This is a genomic window from Streptomyces cahuitamycinicus (assembly GCF_002891435.1).
In the GTDB taxonomy this organism is placed as follows: Bacteria; Actinomycetota; Actinomycetes; order Streptomycetales; family Streptomycetaceae; genus Streptomyces; species Streptomyces cahuitamycinicus.
In genome coordinates, this window is sequence record NZ_POUC01000047.1 from 1 (window position 1) to 18,475 (window position 18,475).

The window sequence follows — 18,475 nt, forward strand, 5'->3', positions numbered from 1 at the left end:
AGGCAGTAGTGGCCCGGCGCCCCCTCCCCCGCATTCTGAGCAACGGCAGCGCGCAGCTCGCCCGGAGCCGGGAGCTGGCCCGGACGGCCGCCGACAGCGCCACCGACGTCCTCCACCCGCTGATCACGATCGCGCGGGGTCTGCGCCGACTGGCAGCGGCCGGACGGCGCAGATGGACCGAGACCCCCAAGGAGCGCCGGGGGGCGCTGCTGTTCCTGGCGGCGTCCGTGATCCTGGTCGTGGCGCTGGTGCCGTACGGACCGCTGCTGGCCGCCATCACCCTCATGGCGGCGGCGGCCTGGCAGGGCCGGGACCGCTCCCCCGCGGCATCCGACGGGCCCGACGAGTCGCAGGCCCAGCGGCTGAAGTCGCTGTACGAGGCGCTGGTGCCGTACTTCTCCGCCGCCGAGGACCCCGAGCCGCTGTACTCCCACGGCGGCGCGTGGGACAAGGCCTTCCCCACCTACGCGTTCGACGGCGGCGGCCGGATCTCGCAGCTGGTGGTCCGCTACCCGGCGTACTTCACCGACGGCGAGGCCGAGGCCCGCGCCCGGATCGAGCACCTCCTCGCGGCCAAGTCGGGCCGGGGCCGCGAATACCACTTCACGTGGGACGAGGAGGGCAACCAGTTGACGGTGGGCGTACTCCTGCCGCTGCCCGTCGACATCGCCGCCCAGCGTTTCGTCACCACCCCCGGCGAGACGGTTCTCGGCTTCACCGACCCCACCCGGGTCCAGCGCACGCTTCCCCTCACCCACGGGGGACGGCAGCGGGACGTACCGCCGGTCGTCTGGCGCACGGGCCTGCGCTCCACCGAACCGCACCTGCTGGCGCTCGGCCAGCCGGGCAGCGGCACCTCCACCCTGCTGCGGTCCATCGCCCTGCAGGCCCTGCTCCACGGCGACGTGGTGATCGTCGACGGCGGCGGCACCGGCGAGTACGCCTGCCTGACCGGCCGGGACGGCGTCCTGGCGGTCGAGGCGGGGCTCGCCGGGGTCACGGCCAGTCTGGAGTGGGCCGCGACCGAGACGGAGCGCCGTCTCATCGCCGCCAATCGGGCCCACCAGGCCGGCCACCCGCCGCCCGACGACACCAAGCGCCCGCTGTGGATCCTCCTCGACCGCCCGACGGCCTTCACCCACCTGGCCGCGGCGGACGGCCGCAAGGACCCGCAGTCCCTCCTCCAGGTCCCCCTCCGGCACGGCCGCCCGGCGAACGTGACGGTGGTCGTGGCCGACCAGCTGGACAGCATCGACGCCCTGATCGACCCGGTACGCCAGCACACCCGCGCCCGTGTGGTCCTGGGCCCGGCTACGGCGGAGCAACTCGAAGCGGTGCTGGGCGCGCCCCCGCACACCACCCCGATCGACGAGCTCCCGCCCGGCCGCGGCTACGCCCGCCTCGGGTCGGGGCCGGTCCACCGCCTCCAGGTACCGGCCACCCCGAACCCCTACGACGACGCGACACCCGACGCCCTCTGCGAGGCGGTCCTCAGCCTTCTCCCGCCGCGCACGACCCCGGCGGACGGGGAGACGATCCCGGAGCAGGACCAGTCGGAAGACGCGCCGGAGCCGGTTCCGGCGGCGGAGGAACCGGAGCCGGAGGCCCCGCAGACGCCGGAAGCAGCTCCGGCCGCGGTGCCCGTCCTGACCGAGGAGACCCTGCCGAACCCGGTGCCGGTCCTGACCAAGGAGACCTAGTCCCGGCCACGGTTCTCGTGCCGCCGGGGCACGCCCCCGGCGGTCACACCCCGGCCGGTGCCAGGGAGCGTCCGCAAAGCGAGCAGGGGGTGCCCCCGGTACCCGAGCAGCGGAGTACCCCCGGTACCTCCACTAGCCGCGCCGGCCGAGCATCCCGTACGACCGACCAGCCCGGCACGCCGAGAAGCACGCACCGGACGCCGCAGGGCCCGCCCTCCGGGCGGACGACGACTTCGCGGACCTTCCCCTAAGCCACGAACGTACGCGGCGCCTCCGCGTTCCCCACCGCACCGCTCTCCACCAGCGCCGCCGCCGCGGCCAGCCGCGCTGCGGCCTCCTCGGCCACCGCGCCGCCCACGGTGAACGGCAACCGCACGTATCCCTCGAAGGCCCCGTCCACTCCGAACCGCGGCCCGGACGGCACCCGCACTCCCACGCGCTCCCCGGCCTCGGCGAGCCGTGACCCGGACAGACCGCCCGTGCGCACCCACAGCGTCAATCCGCCCCGAGGCACCTCGAACTCCCATCCGGGCAGCTGCCGACGCACCGCCGCCACCAGCTCGTCCCGGTTCGACCGCGCCTGCTCCCGCCGCACCTCCACGGCCTGCTCCCAGCCCCCGGTCCCGAAGAGCCAGTTCACGGCCAGCTGCTCCAGCACCGGCGTACCGAGATCGGCGTACGCCCGGGCGGCGACCAGACTGCGGATCACGTCCGGCGCGGCCCGTACCCACCCGATCCGCATCCCGGCCCAGAACGCCTTGCTCGCCGACCCCACCGTGATCACCGTCGACCCGGCGGGATCGAACGCGCAGACCGGCCGCGGCATCCGCACCTCCGCGTCCAGCCACAGCTCGCTCATCGTCTCGTCCGCGATCAGCACCGTCCCCGCGGACCGCGCCGCGTCCACCAGCCGCCTCCGCTGGTCCTCGTCGGCGAGCGCCCCGGTCGGGTTGTGGAAGTCGGCCACGACGTACGCGATGCGGGGCGCGGCGTCCCGCAGGACCTGCCGCCAGCGGTCCATGTCCCACCCGGTGAGCCCCTCGGCCATGGCGACGGGCACCAGCCGGGCCCCGGCCTCCCGCATCAGCTGGAGGATGTTGGCGTACGAGGGCGACTCGACGGCGATGCGCTCACCCCGCCCGGCGAACAGGTGGCAGATGGCGTCGATCGCGCCCATCGCGCCGGTCGTCACCATGATCTGCTCGGGCATGGTGGGGATGCCGCGCGCGGTGTACCGTTCGGCGATCATCGCCCGCAGCGCGGGCAGCCCGGCGGGGTAGTCGCCGTGCGTGTGCGCGTAGGGCGGCAGCTCCTCCAGCGCGCCCTGGACGGCCCGGGTGAGCCAGGGCTCGGGCGCGGGGAGGGCGGCACAGCCGAGGTCGATCAGTGAGCCGAGGGCCTCCGGCGGCAGGGGCTCAAGACCGCGGGCGGGCAGCGGGTTCCCGGCCGGGACGGCGGTCCAGCTGCCGGCGCCGCGCCGGGACTCCAGGAAGCCCTCGCTGCGCAGCGCCTCGTACGCGGCGGCGACCGTCGTGCGGCTGACGGACAGGGAGAGGGCGAGTTCCCGTTCGGCGGGCAGCCGGGCCGCCACCGGCACCCGTCCTTCGAGTACCAGCAGGCGGATGCCGTCGGCGAGCGCACGGTAGGCCGGCGGCCGGCGCGTGCCGGGGCCCGCCGGGCGGTCCTGCTGGGAGCTGAGGAGCCGGGCGAGCTGCGCCGCACCCACAGCTGAAGTCCACTCCGCCATCGAAATCAGTCCACCTTCCCCGGATTGGCCATGGATGGCCTCTCCATCCAAGCCACAGGGTGTCATGCAGCAGTCCACTACCGCCACACAGGGGGGCGCATCATGTTCACGCCGGATCGGCTCACTCGGCGACTCGTCCAGCTCTACGCCGGTCTCGCGCTGTACGGCGCGAGTTCGGCATTGCTCGTCCGGTCGGGGCTGGGCCTGGAGCCCTGGAACGTGCTGCACCAGGGGCTGGCCGAGCGGACGGGCCTGTCGATCGGTGTCGTCCTGACCCTCGTGGGCGCCGCGGTGCTGCTCGCGTGGATCCCGCTGCGTCAGCGGCCGGGCCTGGGCACGATCTCCAACGTGCTGGTCATCGGCATGGCGATGGACGCGGCGCTGGTTCTGGTGCCCGACGCGCATGGCCTGGCGCCGAGCATCACGCTGATGCTGGCGGGGATCGTCCTGAACGGCGCGGCGACCGGGCTGTACATCGCGGCCCGCTTCGGACCGGGCCCGCGCGACGGCCTCATGACCGGACTGCACCAGGTCACGGGCGTCTCGATCCGCCTGGTGCGCACGGGCATCGAGCTCACGGTGGTGGCGACCGGTTTCGCCCTGGGCGGCACCGTCGGGATCGGCACCCTTCTGTACGCCCTGGCGATCGGCCCCCTCGCCCAGGCGTTCCTGCGCGTGTTCGCCGTCCCCGCGGTAACCGGCGTCAGTACGGCCGTTGCCACCGGTCGCCCCCGAGGGGCGATACTGCGTCCGTGACCCCGCGGATACGCCATCCCTACCTCGACCATCCCGGCCCGATCGCCTTCGCCCACCGGGGCGGGGCCGCGGACGGCCTGGAGAACACCGTGCGGCAGTTCCGGTGTGCGGTCGAGGCCGGCTACCGCTACATCGAGACCGACGTGCACACGACCCGGGACGGCAAAGTCGTCGCCTTCCACGACGCGACCCTGGACCGGGTGACGGACGGCACGGGCCGGATCACCGACCTGCCGTGGCAGGAGGTACGGCAGGCGCGCGTGGCGGGAGAGGAACCGCTGCCCCTCTTCGAGGAGCTCCTGGAGACCTTCCCCGGCGTGCGCTGGAACGTGGACGTCAAGGCGGAGGCCGCCCTGCTGCCCTTCCTCGACCTGATCGGGCGGACCGTCTCCTGGGACCGGATCTGCCTCGGCTCGTTCTCCGAACCGCGGGTGGTGCGCGCCCAGCGACTGGCCGGCCCCCGCCTGGCCACGTCGTACGGCACGCGGGGCGTGCTGAACCTGCGACTGCGCTCCTGGGGGCTGCCCGCCGCGGTACGCCGCTCGGCGGTGGCCGCGCAGGTCCCGGAGATCCAGTCCGGGATCCAGGTCGTGGACCGGCGCTTCCTGCGCGCCGCCCACGCACGCGGGCTCCAGGTGCACGTGTGGACCGTGAACGACGCCGAGAGCATGCACCGGCTTCTCGACCTGGGCGTGGATGGCATCATGACCGATCACATCGACACGTTGCGCAAGGTCATGGAGGACCGCGGCGTCTGGGTCTGAGACCCCGGGCCCGTCCCCTCTGCGCGTACACGGGGAAGCGAGGGCACGGGTGGGCCAGGACACCGTGCGGAAACCAGCGGCCGACGGGTCGGCGGAGCTGAGGCGCGAGCAGCACGGCTGGTACGTCTACGACTGGGCCTGCTCCGTCTACTCGACGAGCGTGCTCACCGTGTTCCTCGGCCCCTACCTGACGTCGGTCGCCAAGGCGGCCGCGGACGCCGACGGGTACGTCCACCCCCTCGGCATCCCGGTGCGCGCCGGTTCCTTCTTCGCCTATTCGGTGTCCCTGTCGGTGATCGCGGCCGTGCTGGTGATGCCCCTGGTGGGCGCCGCCGCCGACCGCACCGGCCGCAAGAAGCCCCTCCTGGCGGCCGCCGCCTACACCGGTGCCACGGCCACGGCGGCCATGTTCTTCCTGGACGGCGACCGCTACCTGCTGGGCGGGGCCCTCCTGATCGTCGCGAACGCCGCTCAGTCCGTGGCGATGATGCTCTACAACTCCTACCTGCCGCAGATCGCCCCGCCCGAGCAGCGGGACGCCGTCTCCTCCCGCGGCTGGGCCTTCGGTTACGCGGCGGGTTCCCTGGTCCTCGTCGCGAACCTGGTCCTCTATACGGGGCACGACGGCTTCGGCCTCTCCGAGAGCATGGCGGTCCGCATCTGCCTGGCCTCGGCCGGCCTGTGGTGGGGTGCGTTCGCCATCGTCCCGCTGCGGCGGCTGCGCGATCGCAGGACGGCCGGACGGGAGGCGGCCCTGCCGGGCTTCCGACAGCTCGCGGCGACCGTCCGCGACATGCGCCGCCACCCGCTGACGCTGGCCTTCCTGCTCGCGTACCTCGTCTACAACGACGGCATCCAGACGGTGATCTCCCAGGCCTCGGTGTACGGCTCCGAGGAACTCGGCCTCGGGCAGTCCACCCTCATCGGCGCGGTGCTGCTGGTGCAGGTGCTGGCGGTGGCGGGCGCACTGACCATGGGCCGGCTGGCGCGGGTGTACGGGACCAAGCGCACGATCCTCGGCTCGCTGGTCGCGTGGACGGTGACGCTGGCGGCCGGATACTTCCTGCCGGCCGGGGCACCGGTGTGGTTCTTCGTCCTGGCCGCCGGGATCGGCCTGGTCCTGGGCGGCAGCCAGGCGCTGTCCCGCTCGCTGTTCTCCCATCTGATCCCGCCGGGCAAGGAGGCCGAATACTTCTCGGCGTACGAGATGAGCGACCGCGGAATGAGCTGGCTCGGGCCGCTGCTGTTCGGGATCACCTACCAGCTGACCGGGAGCTACCGGGACGCGATCATCTCGCTGGTGGCCTTCTTCGTTCTCGGGTTCGTCCTGCTCGCCCGGGTTCCGGTGCGGCGTGCGATCAGCGAAGCGGGGAATCCGGTTCCGGACAGGATTTAGCACTCGGAGCGAAAGGGCTGTAGTGTACGCGTTTGGCCTGCCTGGCGTACCGTTACTGCGCGTCAAAGATGCCGAAACGCTGGGTTATATCTGCTATCAGATGTGACAAACCGGGCGCTGGTGGGTACAACAAGGGCGGCTACGACGGCGACGCATGACCCGGAACGGGAATCTTTACCGCCGACCGGACGTTGACCGGATGACGACGACAGCGACACCTGTCCTGTGGGCGACAAGCCCGGGAGGCACGATTCATGAGTGAGCGAGCTCTTCGCGGCACGCGCCTCGTGGTGACCAGCTACGAGACGGACCGCGGCATCGACCTGGCCCCGCGCCAGGCCGTGGAGTACGCATGCGAGAAGGGGCACCGCTTCGAGATGCCCTTCTCGGTCGAGGCGGAGATCCCGCCGGAGTGGGAGTGCAAGGTCTGTGGGGCCCAGGCACTCCTCGTGGACGGCGATGTCCCTGAGGAAAAGAAGGGCAAGCCCGCGCGTACGCATTGGGACATGCTGATGGAGCGGCGCACCCGCGAGGAACTCGAAGAGGTCCTCGAGGAGCGCCTGGCGGTTCTGCGCTCCGGTGCGATGAACATCGCTGTTCATCCCCGAGACAGCCGCAAGTCGGCATAGTCCCTCCAGGGTCTGGCCGAAGCAACAGCGCATCAGAAGACCGCGGGCGCCGTACGAGAAGTACGGCGCCCGCGGTCTTCTGCGTGCCCGGTGCCCGGGCGCGTGTACCCGGGCACCCGGCTCAGTGAGTCAGCGGCGGGCACCCGGCTCAGTGAGTCAGCGGTGGGCGGGGCGGCTGCGGGGTGTCCCCGGGCTCGTCCCTGATGACCTCGCCCGGGACGACCTTGCCGTCGGGCTGGCGCATCCGGGCCTGCTGGAAGGCGCCGCCCAGGGTGCCCGGGCGGGCCTCCCTGAGCTTGCGCTCGAAGGTGCGCTCCGCCGAGCGGCTCACTGCCTTCTGGACCGGCGGCAGCAACAGGAGCAGGCCCACCGCGTCCGACACCAGGCCGGGGATCATCAGGAGCAGGCCGCCCAGCATCATCAGGCCGTTGCCCTCGCTGTCGGGGCGGGCCGCGTCGGGCATCCCACCGCTCTGCTGCTGCTGCAGCGCTTCGGAGAGCTTACGGAAGGCCCGCCGGCCGGCCCGCTTGATGACGACCGAGCCGAGGACGAGCCCCGCCAGCAGGACGAGGAGGACCACCAGCCCGCTCGTCGCCCCCGCGACCAGCGTGAGCAGCCAGACCTCCAGCACGAACCACGCCGCGACACCCAGCGGCAGGAACGTACGCAGCCGGGAGCGCTTGGGCCGGGCAGGAGGCAGGGGGGTCTGAGCGCCAGTCGTCATGCCTCCAGTGTGCCTGGCCCCGGCTCAGCACGGGATAAGGCGACCATCAGCTGTTTCTGTGAGCGCCTGCCCCGCACGCGGCGCGCGGCTACGGCTTGGAGGGCTTGCCGCCGCGCCCCGTGACCTTGCCGACCCGCTCCCCCACGCCCCAGGCCGTGACGCGCCACAGCGCCTCGACGAGGATGTCGCGGCTCATCTTGGAGTCGCCCAGTTCACGCTCGACGAAGGTGATGGGTACCTCGACGACGTGGTAGCCGGCCCGGACCGTGCGGCGGGCGAGATCGACCTGGAAGCAGTACCCCTGCGAGGCGACCTCGTCGAGGCCGAGACCCTCCAGGGTCTCGCGGCGGAAGGCACGGTAGCCGCCGGTGATGTCGCGCAGCGGCAGGTCGAGCGCCAGCCTTGAGTAGAGGCTGCCGCCGCGGGAGATGACCTCCCGGGCCTTCGGCCAGTTCACCACCCGGCCGCCCGGCACCCAGCGCGAGCCCAGCACCAGGTCGGCGCTCTTGAGGGCGGTGAGCAGACGGGGCAGTTCCTCCGGCTGGTGGGAGCCGTCGGCGTCCATCTCGATCAGCACGCCGTAGTCGCGCTCCAGGCCCCAGTGGAAGCCCGCGAGGTAGGCGGCGCCCAGGCCCTCCTTGCCCTTGCGGTGCAGCACGTGGACGTGGTCGTCCTCGACGGCCAACTCGTCGGCCAGCTTGCCCGTGCCGTCCGGGCTGTTGTCGTCGGCCACGAGCACGTGCGCCTCGGGGACGGCCTCGCGTACCCGGCCGACGATGCTCTTGATGTTCTCCGCCTCGTTGTAGGTCGGGATGATCACCAAGGCCGTACCGAGCGGGCCGAACTTCCTCACCTGGGCTTCTGCCGCGAGGGTTCCGTCGCCGTCGTTCACTGCTGCCCCTTCATGTTCATACGCAGGGGTCCACCATAGTGGGCCCGGCCTGCGATGACGTGACAGGACGTTCGAATCGTGGCGCCGAACGGCGAGACACGGCCAAGAGCGGGCCTGCGACTGTGCGCGTACGGCGGATGGGGGCCCGGCGCCCTTCGGGCCGGCCTGGGATCCGCCGGCTGCGGATCGACCGAGAGCCGTTGTCTACTGAGCGCCCGGGCCCCACCCGGGTCACACCTCCCCGACCGGCCGGAACGTTCCCTCGGCGCTGCGCCGGCCTGAGCCTGGCTCCCAGTGGCGGTGCCCCGGTGCGGCACACCGTCCCTGACCCGGCGGCGCCGCGGCGAGTGCTCGGACGTTCCCCGGTCGGGCGTCCGGCGGTGGACTCGGACGAACCTACCGGCCTCCTGCGGCCGCCTGTCAACAGCCGTCCGACCTGCGCCTCTTGCGGCAAAGCCCTGGTCAGGGCCGAGGATGCGCAGGTCGCGCGCCGGGGGCGCGGCGCACGACTTCATGCGCGCCACCCCCGTAGATCACTCGCCCGGCCCTACGAAGACCGTGCGTCCGCCCACGACCGTGCGCAGACAGACGGGCAGGTCGCGGCCCGGAGTGAGGTCGGGCAGTCCCGGGGTGCCGGAGCGGGGGTCCGTCGACCAGCGGGCGACGCGGTCGTCCGGGGCCTGGACGACGAGTTCGCCGGTGCGCCAGACGGCGTAGTCGGCGGGGGCACCGGGGACCAGGACGCCCGCGTCGTCCCGTCCGACGGCCCGCCAGCCGCCGCGCGTGTGCGCCGTGAACGCGGCGCGCACGGAGACACGGTGCTCCGGCGTGCGGTGAAAGGCGGCGGCCCGGACCGTGCCCCACGGGTCGAGGGGGGTGACCGGGCTGTCGGAGCCGAACGCGAGGGGAACACCGGCGCGCAGCAGGGCCGCGAAGGGGTTCAGGGCCCGGGCTCGCTCCTTCCCGAGCCGCTGCGCGTACATGCCGTCCTCGCCGCCCCACAAGGCGTCGAAGGCGGGCTGCACGGAAGCGGTGAGGCCGAGTTCGGCGAAGGCGGCGACACTCTCCGGGGTGAGCATCTCGGCGTGCTCGACGCGGTGCCTGGCGCCCCGGATCCGGCCGAGCCCGAGCTTCTCCGCGGCGGCGCGCACGCCCTCCACCACGGCGTCCACGGCGGCGTCGCCGATGGCGTGGAAACCGGCCTGCAGGCCCGCCTCCGTGCACGCCACGACGTGCGCGGCGACAGCGGCGGCGTCCAGGTATTCGATGCCGGTGTGCCCGGCGTCGGCGTACGGCTGGTGCAGACAGGCCGTGTGCGAGCCGAGCGCGCCGTCGACGAACAGGTCCCCGGCGGCGCCGGCCGCACCCAGCTCCCGCGCCTTGGCGGCGTCCTGCTCGGCCCAGTAGCCGACGACCCGCGGTCCGGGCTGCTGCCCCGTGAGGCGCAGAAGACCGGTGAAGTCGTCCTCGGAGGAGATCTCCGGCCCGGCGCACTCGTGCACCGTGCCGATTCCGAGCGAGACGGCGTGCGCGAGGGCGGCGCGCTGCGCCTGCGTGCGCTGCTGCGGCGTCACGGCCGCGAACGCCGCGCCCCGCACGGCGTGATGGGCGTCCGCGGTGAGCGGACCGTCCTCACGGGTGACGGCGGGAACCAGGTCGAGCAGGGCGGAGCTCACGACCGCCGAGTGGACGTCGATCCGGCTGAGGTAGAGGGGCCGGTGCCCGGTGGCCTCGTCGAGTTCGGCCCGTGTCGGGGGCCGTCCTCCGGGCCAGCGGGCGGCGTCCCACCCGTGCCCGAGCAGGACCCGGTCGTCGGGACGCGCGGCGGCGAAGTCCCGTACGAGGGCGAGGGCGGCTTCGAGGGAGGGCGCGCCGGACAGATCGAGCCCGGTGAGTGCGAGCCCCGTGGCGGTGGTGTGCACATGCGCGTCGGTGAACGCCGGGGTGACCAGCGCTCCGTCAAGATCGACGACCTCGTCGACACCGTCCGCAAAGGCGTCAGCGGCCCCCTCGGACCCGACCCAGGCGACCTGCCCCCGCTCCACGACCATGGCGGTGGCGAAGGGATCGGCAGGGCTGTGAACCTCACCGCGGCGAAGCAGAACGGTCTTCGGCGGCGCACTGGACTGACTCATGGGGACAGTCTCACAGGCCCTCTCCCGACGCCCCGAACGGGGCGCGGGGAAGCCGGCGCGGTCGGCCCCTGTACCGCCCGTCGCCGGTCACAGGCCGCGCGAACAACCCGGGAACAGCCCGCACCCGGAGAGCGACGGTCAGATCCGCGGCGGCCGGGCCTCGTACGGCGTGGACAGAACGACAGTCGTCCGCGTCGACACGCCCGCCAGAGTCCGCACCCGTGCCAGCAGCTCCTCCAGTTCGTGCGGCGTCGCCACCCGCACCTTCAGGATGTAGTTCTCGTCGCCCGCGACACTGTGGCACGCCTCGATCTCGGGCACGCCGGCCAGCCGGTCCGCGATGTCGTCCGGCGCGCTGGGGTCGAACGGTTTCACCGAGATGAAGGCCGTCATCGGCAACCCCACGGCCTCCGGGTCGACGACCGCGGCATAGCCCCGGATGACACCCCGCTGCTCCAGCCGCCGCACCCGCTGGTGCACGGCCGACGTGGACAGCCCCGTGGCCTTGCCCAGGTCGGTGTAGCTCATCCGCCCGTCCTTGACGAGCAGCTGCACGATCTGTCGGTCCAGCTCCTCCATGGCGCAAGAACCTACAGGGCGGTTGATCTCCTCGGATACCCGAGCAGCCCAGGTCATGCAGGCTTCGTGATGTGGCCGGAAGCCGACTGTCAGCCGTTCGGGGGACAAAAGCGCCGCACGGGACACCTGCACGGGGCATGTGACGAACGCCACATCCCTCGAACAGTCTCCGTGATGTTCCCGTGATTACCGCCCAGGGGGGACGGGAAGTGCTTGCTGTGGTCGAGGCCGCAGTGCCTGATACGGCCCAGCCCGAGGGGGAGAACCAATGCAGAGTCTTAAGCGCCCTGGTCGCACCGCGCCCAAGCGGCAGCAGCTCGTCGTCGAGCCCGAGCCGGAGGGCGTCGAACCCGACGCCTTCGACGACGAACTCGACGCCTACGACACGTTCGAGATGTTCCGGGTCGTCTGCCCGGACTGCGCGCAGCCCATCGCCCTGCTGGCGGACGAGGAGGTTCTGCCCGAGCACGCGCTGTGCGCCTCGCCGTGGAACCCCTTCGGGCTCACGGTCTGCGCCGGAACCGGCCGCAGGGCCACGGACGCCCGCGCCGCGGACGAGTCCGTGGAACCTCAGGAGCAGGACACGGCGCTGCTGTTGACGCTTCCTCAGGGGCTCGACTGGCGGACCCAGCCCTTCTCCCACGTCGGCGGCCCGGGCTCACGTCCCATCAGGGGTCCGGTCATGCGCCGCGCGGCCTGAGCGCGGGCTCTCCTCGCCCGTTCGCTCCACTCCCGTAGCTGAACCGCGCCACGGCTCGCGGATCGCCGTGGTGCGGTTCAGTGCGTCCGGAGGCGGAGACGGCACTGAACGAACGCCCGATTCCGTCATCCGGTGACCTGTCCGGGCTTTGCCGCGTTGCCCTGGTATGACCCCCATCTCCTCAGCGACCGGGCGTCAGCGCCTCCTGTACGTCCCGCCGCCCGCAGAATCGGTTCGGCCCGCTCCGCCCCGCCATCAGGACCCGCCGATCTACCGCGACCTGATGCGGACCTGGGCCGAGGGCGGCCGCACCCTTCCGGGCCGGCACGACCCGGAGTGGATGCGGCTCGCGGCCCCCTGGCGGGGCCTCGACCAGTTCAGCGTCCCTCTGGACCCACGAGATGGCGGGCGATGACCATCCGCTGGATCTGGTTGGTACCCTCCACGATCTGCAGCACCTTGGCCTCGCGCATGTAGCGCTCGGCGGGGAAGTCGGCGGTGTAGCCGTAGCCGCCGAGGATCTGCACGGCGTCGGTGGTGACCCGCATCGCCGTGTCGGTGCAGTGCAGCTTGGCCATGGCGGCCTGCCTCGCGAACGGCCGGCCCGCATCCTTCAGCCGCGCCGCCGCGAGGTAGAGCGCGCGGCCCGCCTCGATCTGCGTCGCCATGTCGGCGAGCATGAACCGCAGCCCCTGGAAGTCGGCGATCGGCTTGCCGAACTGGCGCCTTTCGGCCGCGTAGGCGAGCGCCTCGTCGAGCGCGGCCTGCGCCACCCCGATCGCGCACGCCGAGATGCCGAGCCGCCCGGAGTCGAGCGACGACAGTGCGATCGCGAAGCCCTGCCCCTCCTCGCCGAGGCGGCGGTCGTCCGAGACGCGGACGCCGTCGAAGTGGACCTGCGCGGTGGGCGAGCCCTTCATGCCCATCTTCTTCTCGGGCACCGCGGCGCTCAGCCCCGCGGCGTCGCCGGGCACCAGGAACGCGCTGATCCCGCGGGGGCCCTCCTCGCCGGTACGGGCCATCACCGTGTAGAAGTCCGCGATGCCGCCGTGTGTGATCCAGGCCTTGGTGCCGGTGATCACCCAGCCGTCGCCGTCCCGGACGGCCTTGGTGCGCAGGGCCGCCGCGTCCGAGCCGGAGTGCGGCTCGGAGAGGCAGTAGGCGCCGAGCAGGCCGCCGCCGAGCATCGCCGGCAGGTGCTCGACCTGCTGCTCCTTGGTGCCGTAGGCGGCGAGCGCGTAGGAGGCCAGGGAGTGGACGCTGACGCCGAGGCCGACGGTGAGGCGGGCCGCTGCGAGCTCCTCCAGGACCTGGAGGTACACCTCGTAGGGCTGGTCACCGCCGCCGTACTCCGAGTCGTACGGCAGGCCGAGCAGTCCGGAGCGGGAGAGCAGCGTGAACAGCTCGCGCGGGAACCGCCCTGCGTCCTCCTCCTCGGCCGCCTTCGGGGTGATCTCCTGCTGCGCGATGTCGCGCACGAGCGAGATCAGGTCCCGGGCCTCCTCCGTGGGCAGTTGTCGGTCCACCGGCTGCGGGGCGCGGTCGGGCATGGCGACGCTCTCCTCCCTGTCGGGCACTGGCGGACGGGCCCATGGGTGGGGGCGGCGCCGCCGGGTCGTTCTGGTGCCTGGCCGATGCTTGCAGTCCCGGGTCTCGGGAGCTGCTGACCAGCGGCTGTGCGCTGTGAGTATGCCCGATCGGAGGCATCCCGTCACCAGTTAACGACCGCTCACTTCAAGAATAGTCCGCGCCAATCCGGACTGGCGAAATTGGTCCGAACCATTGACCCGACTGGTCTAGTCCTTCTACTGTTTCGCTCCACCGATTCACCGCGTTCATGCCAAGCGTTCATACCAATCGGCGCGCGTTCCCTCCCCACGAGGAGACGCCGCGTTCCCTCTCCCCACGAGGAGACACCGGATGCACACCCCCCACCGTTCCCGCTTCCGGGCCATCGTGTCCGCGGCCTGCTGCGCCGTCCTCGGCGCCGGTCTCCTGGCCGGCGCGGGCACCTCCGCCACCGCGGCGACCCCGGCTCAGGAGGCCGCCGCCGGCTCGAAGGCCGGTCCCGGCGCCAGGGCCGCCGGCTCCAAGGTCATCGGGTACTTCACCGAATGGGGCACCTACGACCGCAAGTACCACGTCAAGAACATCGAGACGTCCGGTTCGGGCACCAGGCTCACCCACATCAACTACGCCTTCGGCAACGTCACCGGCGGCAAGTGCGCCATGGGAGACGGCTACGCCGCCACCGACCGGGCCCACACCGCCGCCGAGTCCGTCGACGGCAAGGCCGACACCTGGGACCAGCCGCTGCGCGGCAACTTCAACCAGCTGCGCAAGCTGAAGCAGAAGCACCCGAACCTCAAGGTGCTGTGGTCCTTCGGCGGCTGGACCTGGTCGGGCGGTTTCGGCGAGGCAGCGAAGAACCCGGCCGCCTTCGCCCAGTCCTGTTACGACCTCGTCGAGAACTCCCAGTGGGCGGATGTGTTCGACGGCATCGACATCGACTGGGAGTACCCGAACACCTGCGGCGCCACCTGCGACACCAGCGGCAAGGCCGCCTTCAGGAACCTGATGCAGGCGCTGCGGGCCGAGTTCGGCTCGAGGAACCTCGTCACCGCGGCGATCACCGCCGACGCCACCCCGGGCGGCAAGATCGACGCGGCGGACTACGCGGGCGCCGCCCGGTACGTCGACTGGTACAACCCGATGACGTACGACTTCTTCGGCGCCTGGGACGCAGCCGGCCCCACGGCCCCCCACTCGCCGCTGACCTCGTACGCCGGCATCCCGAAGGCGGACAACCACAGCTCGGCGACCATCGCCAAGCTCAAGGCCCTCGGCATCCCCGCCTCGAAGCTGCTGCTCGGCATCGGCTTCTACGGCCGCGGCTGGACGGGCGTCACCCAGGCGGCCCCCGGCGGCACCGCGACCGGCCCGGCGGCGGGCACGTACGAGCAGGGCATCGAGGACTACAAGGTGCTCAAGGCCACGTGCCCGGCGACGGGGACGGTGGCCGGCACGGCGTACGCCAAGTGCGGCGGCGACTGGTGGAGTTACGACACCCCGGCGACCATCGACACGAAGATGAAGTACAAGAACCAGCAGGGCCTGGGCGGCACGTTCTTCTGGGAGCTGAGCGGCGACACATCGAACGGTGAGCTGATCAAGGCCATCCGGTAGCGCACCGGGCGTGGGGGCGGAGGTCACTGCGGACCTTCCGCCCCTTACTCATGCGCCCCGATGGGCGGGCTGCGGTGCCGGGTGGGCGGGGCCGAGTTCCTCGATCGCGCGCAGGGCGCCCCCGAGGGTCTTCACCAGCAGCTCGCACATGGTGTCGCGGGGCAGTTCCGGGCGGTCGATCCATTCGAGCGTGGCGCCCTCGACGCTGCACACCCAGGCCAGCAGGCCCATTCGCGCCAGTGCGGTGACGTCGGCCCGGCCGTAAGCACCCTCGGCGATGGTGGTCACGACCGCCTCGCGCACCCCGTCACGGATGGCGTGCACCTCGGTGTCGAAGCCGACTCCGCCGCTCACGATCGTGCGGTAGGCGGCCTGATTGTGCTCGGCGTAGCACAGGTAGCTGTCGATGGTGCGCTGGACCCGGTCGACCGGGGGCAGTTCGAGACCGCTTGCGGCGAGGGTGAGCAGCTCGGTGACCGAGTCCTGGATGATGGCCAGGTAGTAGCCGCGCTTGGACTGGAAGTAGTAGTAGATCAGCCCCTTGGCGACGTGCGCCTGCCGGGCGATGTCGTCCATCGACAGGGCGTCGTAGGACGTGTCGGCGAACAACCTCCGCCCGATGGCGATGAGTTCGGCACGGCGCGCCATCGAGCGCTCGGTACCGCGGGCCCTGGGACGCGCGGCAGGCTGGGGGCTGATATTCAATTTCGACCCTGGTCTCAACGGGCGGGGGCGGGACCTCCGCAGTATGGCAGGCCCCACTCCCGGTCCGTGGGTCAGGTCACAGCAGCCCGAGCTGGGTCACGAGCATCGCCACGACCACGACGAGGGCCCAGCCCATGAGGTGCTCGACGACCTTCGGGCCGTCGTCCTGAGGGCCGCCGGTGCGGACGCGTGGGGCGGTGGCTGAGTGCGCGGTCATGGCTTCTCGCTCATTCGGTGGTACGGACGGACTCCCCCCGGGGTTCCGTCCACCTTGCCACCGGAAGTGGCTTTTGCGGCCGAGAGCTTGGTCACACGCGTACGCCCACGGCTGCCAGCGCCTTGCTCTGGGCCGCGCTCGGGCGTGCCGGGAAGTACAGGTAGCAGACGCCGCCCGTGCCCGAGACGACCTTGCCGGAGGCGTTGTACCGCTTGGTCCGGAGCCAGATGTTTTCCCACTCGCGCCGCCGGTAGACCCGCCGTACCCCGTCGTTGCTCGCCGAGAAGGGGTCGTTGGCGATCACGTCGCCGCCCGCGGTGAAGCCGACGACGGTCATCAGGTGCCCGGCGGTGCCGTAGCCGGCGCCCGTGAGCTCCTCCTTCAGGAACGACTGGGACGTTATGGCCGGGATGCCCGCGGCGATCAGCGTCTCCAGTTCGGTGAGCGAGCCGAGCCGGGTGACCACGCCCTGCAGATCCTTGAACGTGGCCGCGTAGGCGGCGTTGAACGGCCAGTTGCCGCAGCCCCCGTACTGGTAGTCGTAGGTGAAGCGGGCCGCGTGGCAGACCTGCGGGTCGGCGTACGAGGGATCGACCCAGGCCAGCTGCCCGTCGGTGAGCCGGCCGCCCCAGTACTCGATGATCATCTGGGAGGATGTCGGGCTGCACCAGGCCTCACCGCCGTTGTCGTACTCGGGGTACCGGCCCTTGTGGATCTCCTGCGAATAGCGCGGGACGGCGAGTTCCTTCGCCAGGCCGGGTACGGACGCCGGGACGGTGAACCGGTCGGGCACGTCGGAGCCCATGACGCCGAGCCGCCATACGGTGGGGGTCGCCTTGGTGCCGGGCTTGCGGTGGAGGGTCAGGCGCAGCCGGTACGACGTGAGGCGCAGGCCGGTCGACGCGTCGTCGATCGCCAGGGTGTCCGTCCAGACGGTGCTCCTGCCGTCGCTCTGGTCGTCGACCGAGGTGCGCCGGATGTCCTGGTCGCCGGCCGCCCAGCGGGCCATCACATACCAGGGGGTGCTGGTGCCGTCGCTGTAGGTGCCCTTGATCTCGGCCTGGATCCAGGTGCCGGCCGGGGTGCGCGCGTTCCACGAGACGATGACCTCGGTCGCGGGGACGGCGAGCCGGTGGACGGGGGACGTCCAGGTGCCGTACTCCCAGGCGGCGGTGGTGCCGGTGTGCGGGTCCGTGTAGTCGGCGGTTCCGGCGGGCTTCGCGATCACCAGGCCCGGGCGGGTGCCCGCGACGGCCCGGGTGCCCTTGGGGATGCCGCCGCGCCAGTCGCCGTACGAGACCCAGGCCCGGTTGTCGACGGTGCTGGCCGGCACGGCCCGGGCGGGATCTGCGGTGTCGGTCGTCACGGGGGCCTCGGGGTCGGCGGTCGCCGGACCCGCGCCCGCGGTGACGGCGGCGGCGACCGCGGCGGCCAGGACGGTTCGGCGGGACGGCGGTTCGGCTCTGCGCATGGCGGGGACCCCCGGATGTCGGAGTCGGGCTGGGGCGGGGCAGGTCCGTGCACGGTCGGTCGTATCCGTGCGTGCGCCACATATGAGCACAGCCCGCCGTGTCCTGCCAGCACTTCGACGCGCGCCGCGCCCACCAATATCGGCGTCGACCAGTGGCGTCCGCGCCGGATCCCGTCGTTAGAGTGCTGAGCGAGATGTGTTCCTCCTTCCGCCCCGCACCGGGCCCCGCCGTCCGCGATCTGGCCTCCCGGATCCGCCGCCTCTCCCCCTCCTGCGGCCCGGTCCGGCTCGTCGGCGTCGACGGGCACGCCGGGTCCGGAAAGAGCACGTTCGCCGAGCGGTTGGCCGCGGCGCTGGGCGGCGCGCCGGTGCTGCGCCTCGACGACATCGCCAGCCACGACGCGCTGTTCGACTGGACCGGCCGGCTGCTGGAGCAGGTGATCGAGCCTCTCTCCCGCGGCCGGACCGCGCACTACTCCCCCTACGACTGGCGGGCCCGCCGCTTCGGTCCGCCGCGTCCGCTCCCGCCTGCCCCGGTGCTCCTCGTGGAGGGCGTCGGCGCCGGGCGCCGGGCGCTGCGCTCCCACCTGGCCCTGCTGCTGTGGATGGAGCTGCCGTGCGAGGAGGCCTGGGCGCGCGGAAGGTCGCGTGACGGGGAGGAGCAGCGGGAGTTCTGGGACGGGTGGGTTCCGAGGGAGCGCCGGCATTTCGCCGATGATCCCTCACGGCCGTTCGCCGACCTTCTGGTACGGCAGCGAGAGGAGGGGTACGAGGTGCTCGCCGCGTCTTCTGGGACTCTGGGACCGGACCAGCCCCTCACGCACGGTGACGGGCCGCCCGCTGTGTGCTGAACCTGTGAAGAGGCTTGCGGGGC

The 18,475-nt window shown here is 72.1% G+C and carries 18 protein-coding genes; 9 read left to right on the top strand and 9 right to left on the bottom strand.

The genetic code is table 11. The features are described 5' to 3' along the window. Window positions 1–8 precede the first annotated feature (8 nt). On the top strand, window positions 9–1,700 hold the full coding sequence (locus C1J00_RS09265) for a hypothetical protein (protein WP_102908550.1): 1,692 nt from the start codon (window positions 9–11) through the stop codon (window positions 1,698–1,700). A 247-nt stretch (window positions 1,701–1,947) separates the two neighbouring features. On the opposite strand, the gene C1J00_RS09270 is transcribed toward C1J00_RS09265, so the two are convergent. Beyond that, a complete protein-coding gene (locus C1J00_RS09270; protein WP_102908551.1) occupies window positions 1,948–3,447 on the bottom strand; it encodes an SCO1417 family PLP biosynthesis transcription factor in 1,500 nt (499 codons plus the stop codon). Window positions 3,448–3,549: 102 nt separating this feature from the next. On the opposite strand from C1J00_RS09270, the gene yczE reads away from it, so the two are divergent. The 4 genes from yczE (at window position 3,550) to C1J00_RS09290 (ending at window position 6,992) form a co-directional block, all read left to right on the top strand. Further along, window positions 3,550–4,203 carry a membrane protein YczE gene (gene yczE, locus C1J00_RS09275; RefSeq protein ID WP_102908552.1) on the top strand — a complete coding sequence of 218 codons (654 nt, stop codon included), beginning with the start codon at window positions 3,550–3,552 and terminating at the stop codon, window positions 4,201–4,203. Continuing rightward, window positions 4,200–4,967 (top strand): glycerophosphodiester phosphodiesterase family protein, encoded by a 768-nt coding sequence (locus tag C1J00_RS09280; RefSeq protein ID WP_102908553.1) that lies wholly within the window; start codon window positions 4,200–4,202, stop codon window positions 4,965–4,967. Before yczE ends, C1J00_RS09280 begins: the two co-directional genes overlap by 4 nt. A gap of 49 nt (window positions 4,968–5,016) precedes the next feature. Then, window positions 5,017–6,363 (top strand): MFS transporter, encoded by a 1,347-nt coding sequence (locus tag C1J00_RS09285; protein ID WP_102908554.1) that lies wholly within the window; start codon window positions 5,017–5,019, stop codon window positions 6,361–6,363. 254 nt (window positions 6,364–6,617) lie between these two features. Continuing rightward, entirely contained in the window at window positions 6,618–6,992 is a 375-nt protein-coding gene (locus tag C1J00_RS09290; protein ID WP_030247095.1) for an RNA polymerase-binding protein RbpA, read from the top strand. A 148-nt stretch (window positions 6,993–7,140) separates the two neighbouring features. Here C1J00_RS09290 and fxsA read toward each other — a convergent pair whose 3' ends face one another. The 4 genes from fxsA to C1J00_RS09310 all read right to left on the bottom strand — a co-directional run bounded on the left by fxsA (window position 7,141) and on the right by C1J00_RS09310 (window position 11,322). Beyond that, window positions 7,141–7,716 carry an FxsA family membrane protein gene (gene fxsA, locus C1J00_RS09295; RefSeq protein WP_102908555.1) on the bottom strand — a complete coding sequence of 192 codons (576 nt, stop codon included), beginning with the start codon at window positions 7,714–7,716 and terminating at the stop codon, window positions 7,141–7,143. Window positions 7,717–7,804: 88 nt separating this feature from the next. Beyond that, the gene (locus C1J00_RS09300; protein WP_102908556.1) at window positions 7,805–8,608 is read right to left on the bottom strand and encodes a polyprenol monophosphomannose synthase; all 804 of its coding nucleotides are present in this window, start codon (window positions 8,606–8,608) and stop codon (window positions 7,805–7,807) included. A 533-nt stretch (window positions 8,609–9,141) separates the two neighbouring features. Further along, entirely contained in the window at window positions 9,142–10,743 is a 1,602-nt protein-coding gene (locus tag C1J00_RS09305) for an amidohydrolase (protein ID WP_102908557.1), read from the bottom strand. 138 nt (window positions 10,744–10,881) lie between these two features. After that, complete coding sequence (locus tag C1J00_RS09310; RefSeq protein ID WP_093768230.1) at window positions 10,882–11,322, bottom strand: Lrp/AsnC family transcriptional regulator; 441 nt, start codon at window positions 11,320–11,322, stop codon at window positions 10,882–10,884. A 268-nt stretch (window positions 11,323–11,590) separates the two neighbouring features. On the opposite strand from C1J00_RS09310, the gene C1J00_RS09315 reads away from it, so the two are divergent. Both C1J00_RS09315 and C1J00_RS48205 read left to right on the top strand, forming a co-directional pair. Next, window positions 11,591–12,022 carry a hypothetical protein gene (locus tag C1J00_RS09315; RefSeq protein ID WP_102908558.1) on the top strand — a complete coding sequence of 144 codons (432 nt, stop codon included), beginning with the start codon at window positions 11,591–11,593 and terminating at the stop codon, window positions 12,020–12,022. A gap of 166 nt (window positions 12,023–12,188) precedes the next feature. Then, window positions 12,189–12,437 carry a hypothetical protein gene (locus C1J00_RS48205; protein ID WP_078625374.1) on the top strand — a complete coding sequence of 83 codons (249 nt, stop codon included), beginning with the start codon at window positions 12,189–12,191 and terminating at the stop codon, window positions 12,435–12,437. Here C1J00_RS48205 and C1J00_RS09325 read toward each other — a convergent pair. After that, complete coding sequence (locus C1J00_RS09325) at window positions 12,400–13,572, bottom strand: acyl-CoA dehydrogenase family protein (protein ID WP_102908559.1); 1,173 nt, start codon at window positions 13,570–13,572, stop codon at window positions 12,400–12,402. The two genes, C1J00_RS48205 and C1J00_RS09325, sit on opposite strands and share 38 nt — an antisense overlap. Window positions 13,573–13,942: 370 nt before the next feature. Here C1J00_RS09325 and C1J00_RS09330 point away from each other — a divergent pair, with 370 nt between their 5' ends. Next, on the top strand, window positions 13,943–15,208 hold the full coding sequence (locus tag C1J00_RS09330) for a glycoside hydrolase family 18 protein (RefSeq protein WP_102908560.1): 1,266 nt from the start codon (window positions 13,943–13,945) through the stop codon (window positions 15,206–15,208). A gap of 48 nt (window positions 15,209–15,256) precedes the next feature. On the opposite strand, the gene C1J00_RS09335 is transcribed toward C1J00_RS09330, so the two are convergent. The 3 genes from C1J00_RS09335 to C1J00_RS09340 form a co-directional block, all read right to left on the bottom strand. Beyond that, complete coding sequence (locus C1J00_RS09335; RefSeq protein WP_102908561.1) at window positions 15,257–15,913, bottom strand: TetR/AcrR family transcriptional regulator; 657 nt, start codon at window positions 15,911–15,913, stop codon at window positions 15,257–15,259. 76 nt (window positions 15,914–15,989) lie between these two features. Then, window positions 15,990–16,130 (bottom strand): SCO1431 family membrane protein, encoded by a 141-nt coding sequence (locus C1J00_RS44450; RefSeq protein ID WP_106974374.1) that lies wholly within the window; start codon window positions 16,128–16,130, stop codon window positions 15,990–15,992. 91 nt (window positions 16,131–16,221) lie between these two features. Beyond that, window positions 16,222–17,601, bottom strand: a complete 1,380-nt coding sequence (locus tag C1J00_RS09340; protein ID WP_102908562.1) for a C39 family peptidase — start codon at window positions 17,599–17,601, stop codon at window positions 16,222–16,224. A gap of 194 nt (window positions 17,602–17,795) precedes the next feature. Between C1J00_RS09340 and C1J00_RS09345 the strand changes: the two genes are divergently transcribed. Beyond that, on the top strand, window positions 17,796–18,452 hold the full coding sequence (locus C1J00_RS09345) for a uridine kinase family protein (RefSeq protein WP_102908574.1): 657 nt from the start codon (window positions 17,796–17,798) through the stop codon (window positions 18,450–18,452). The last annotated feature ends 23 nt before the right edge of the window (window positions 18,453–18,475 follow it).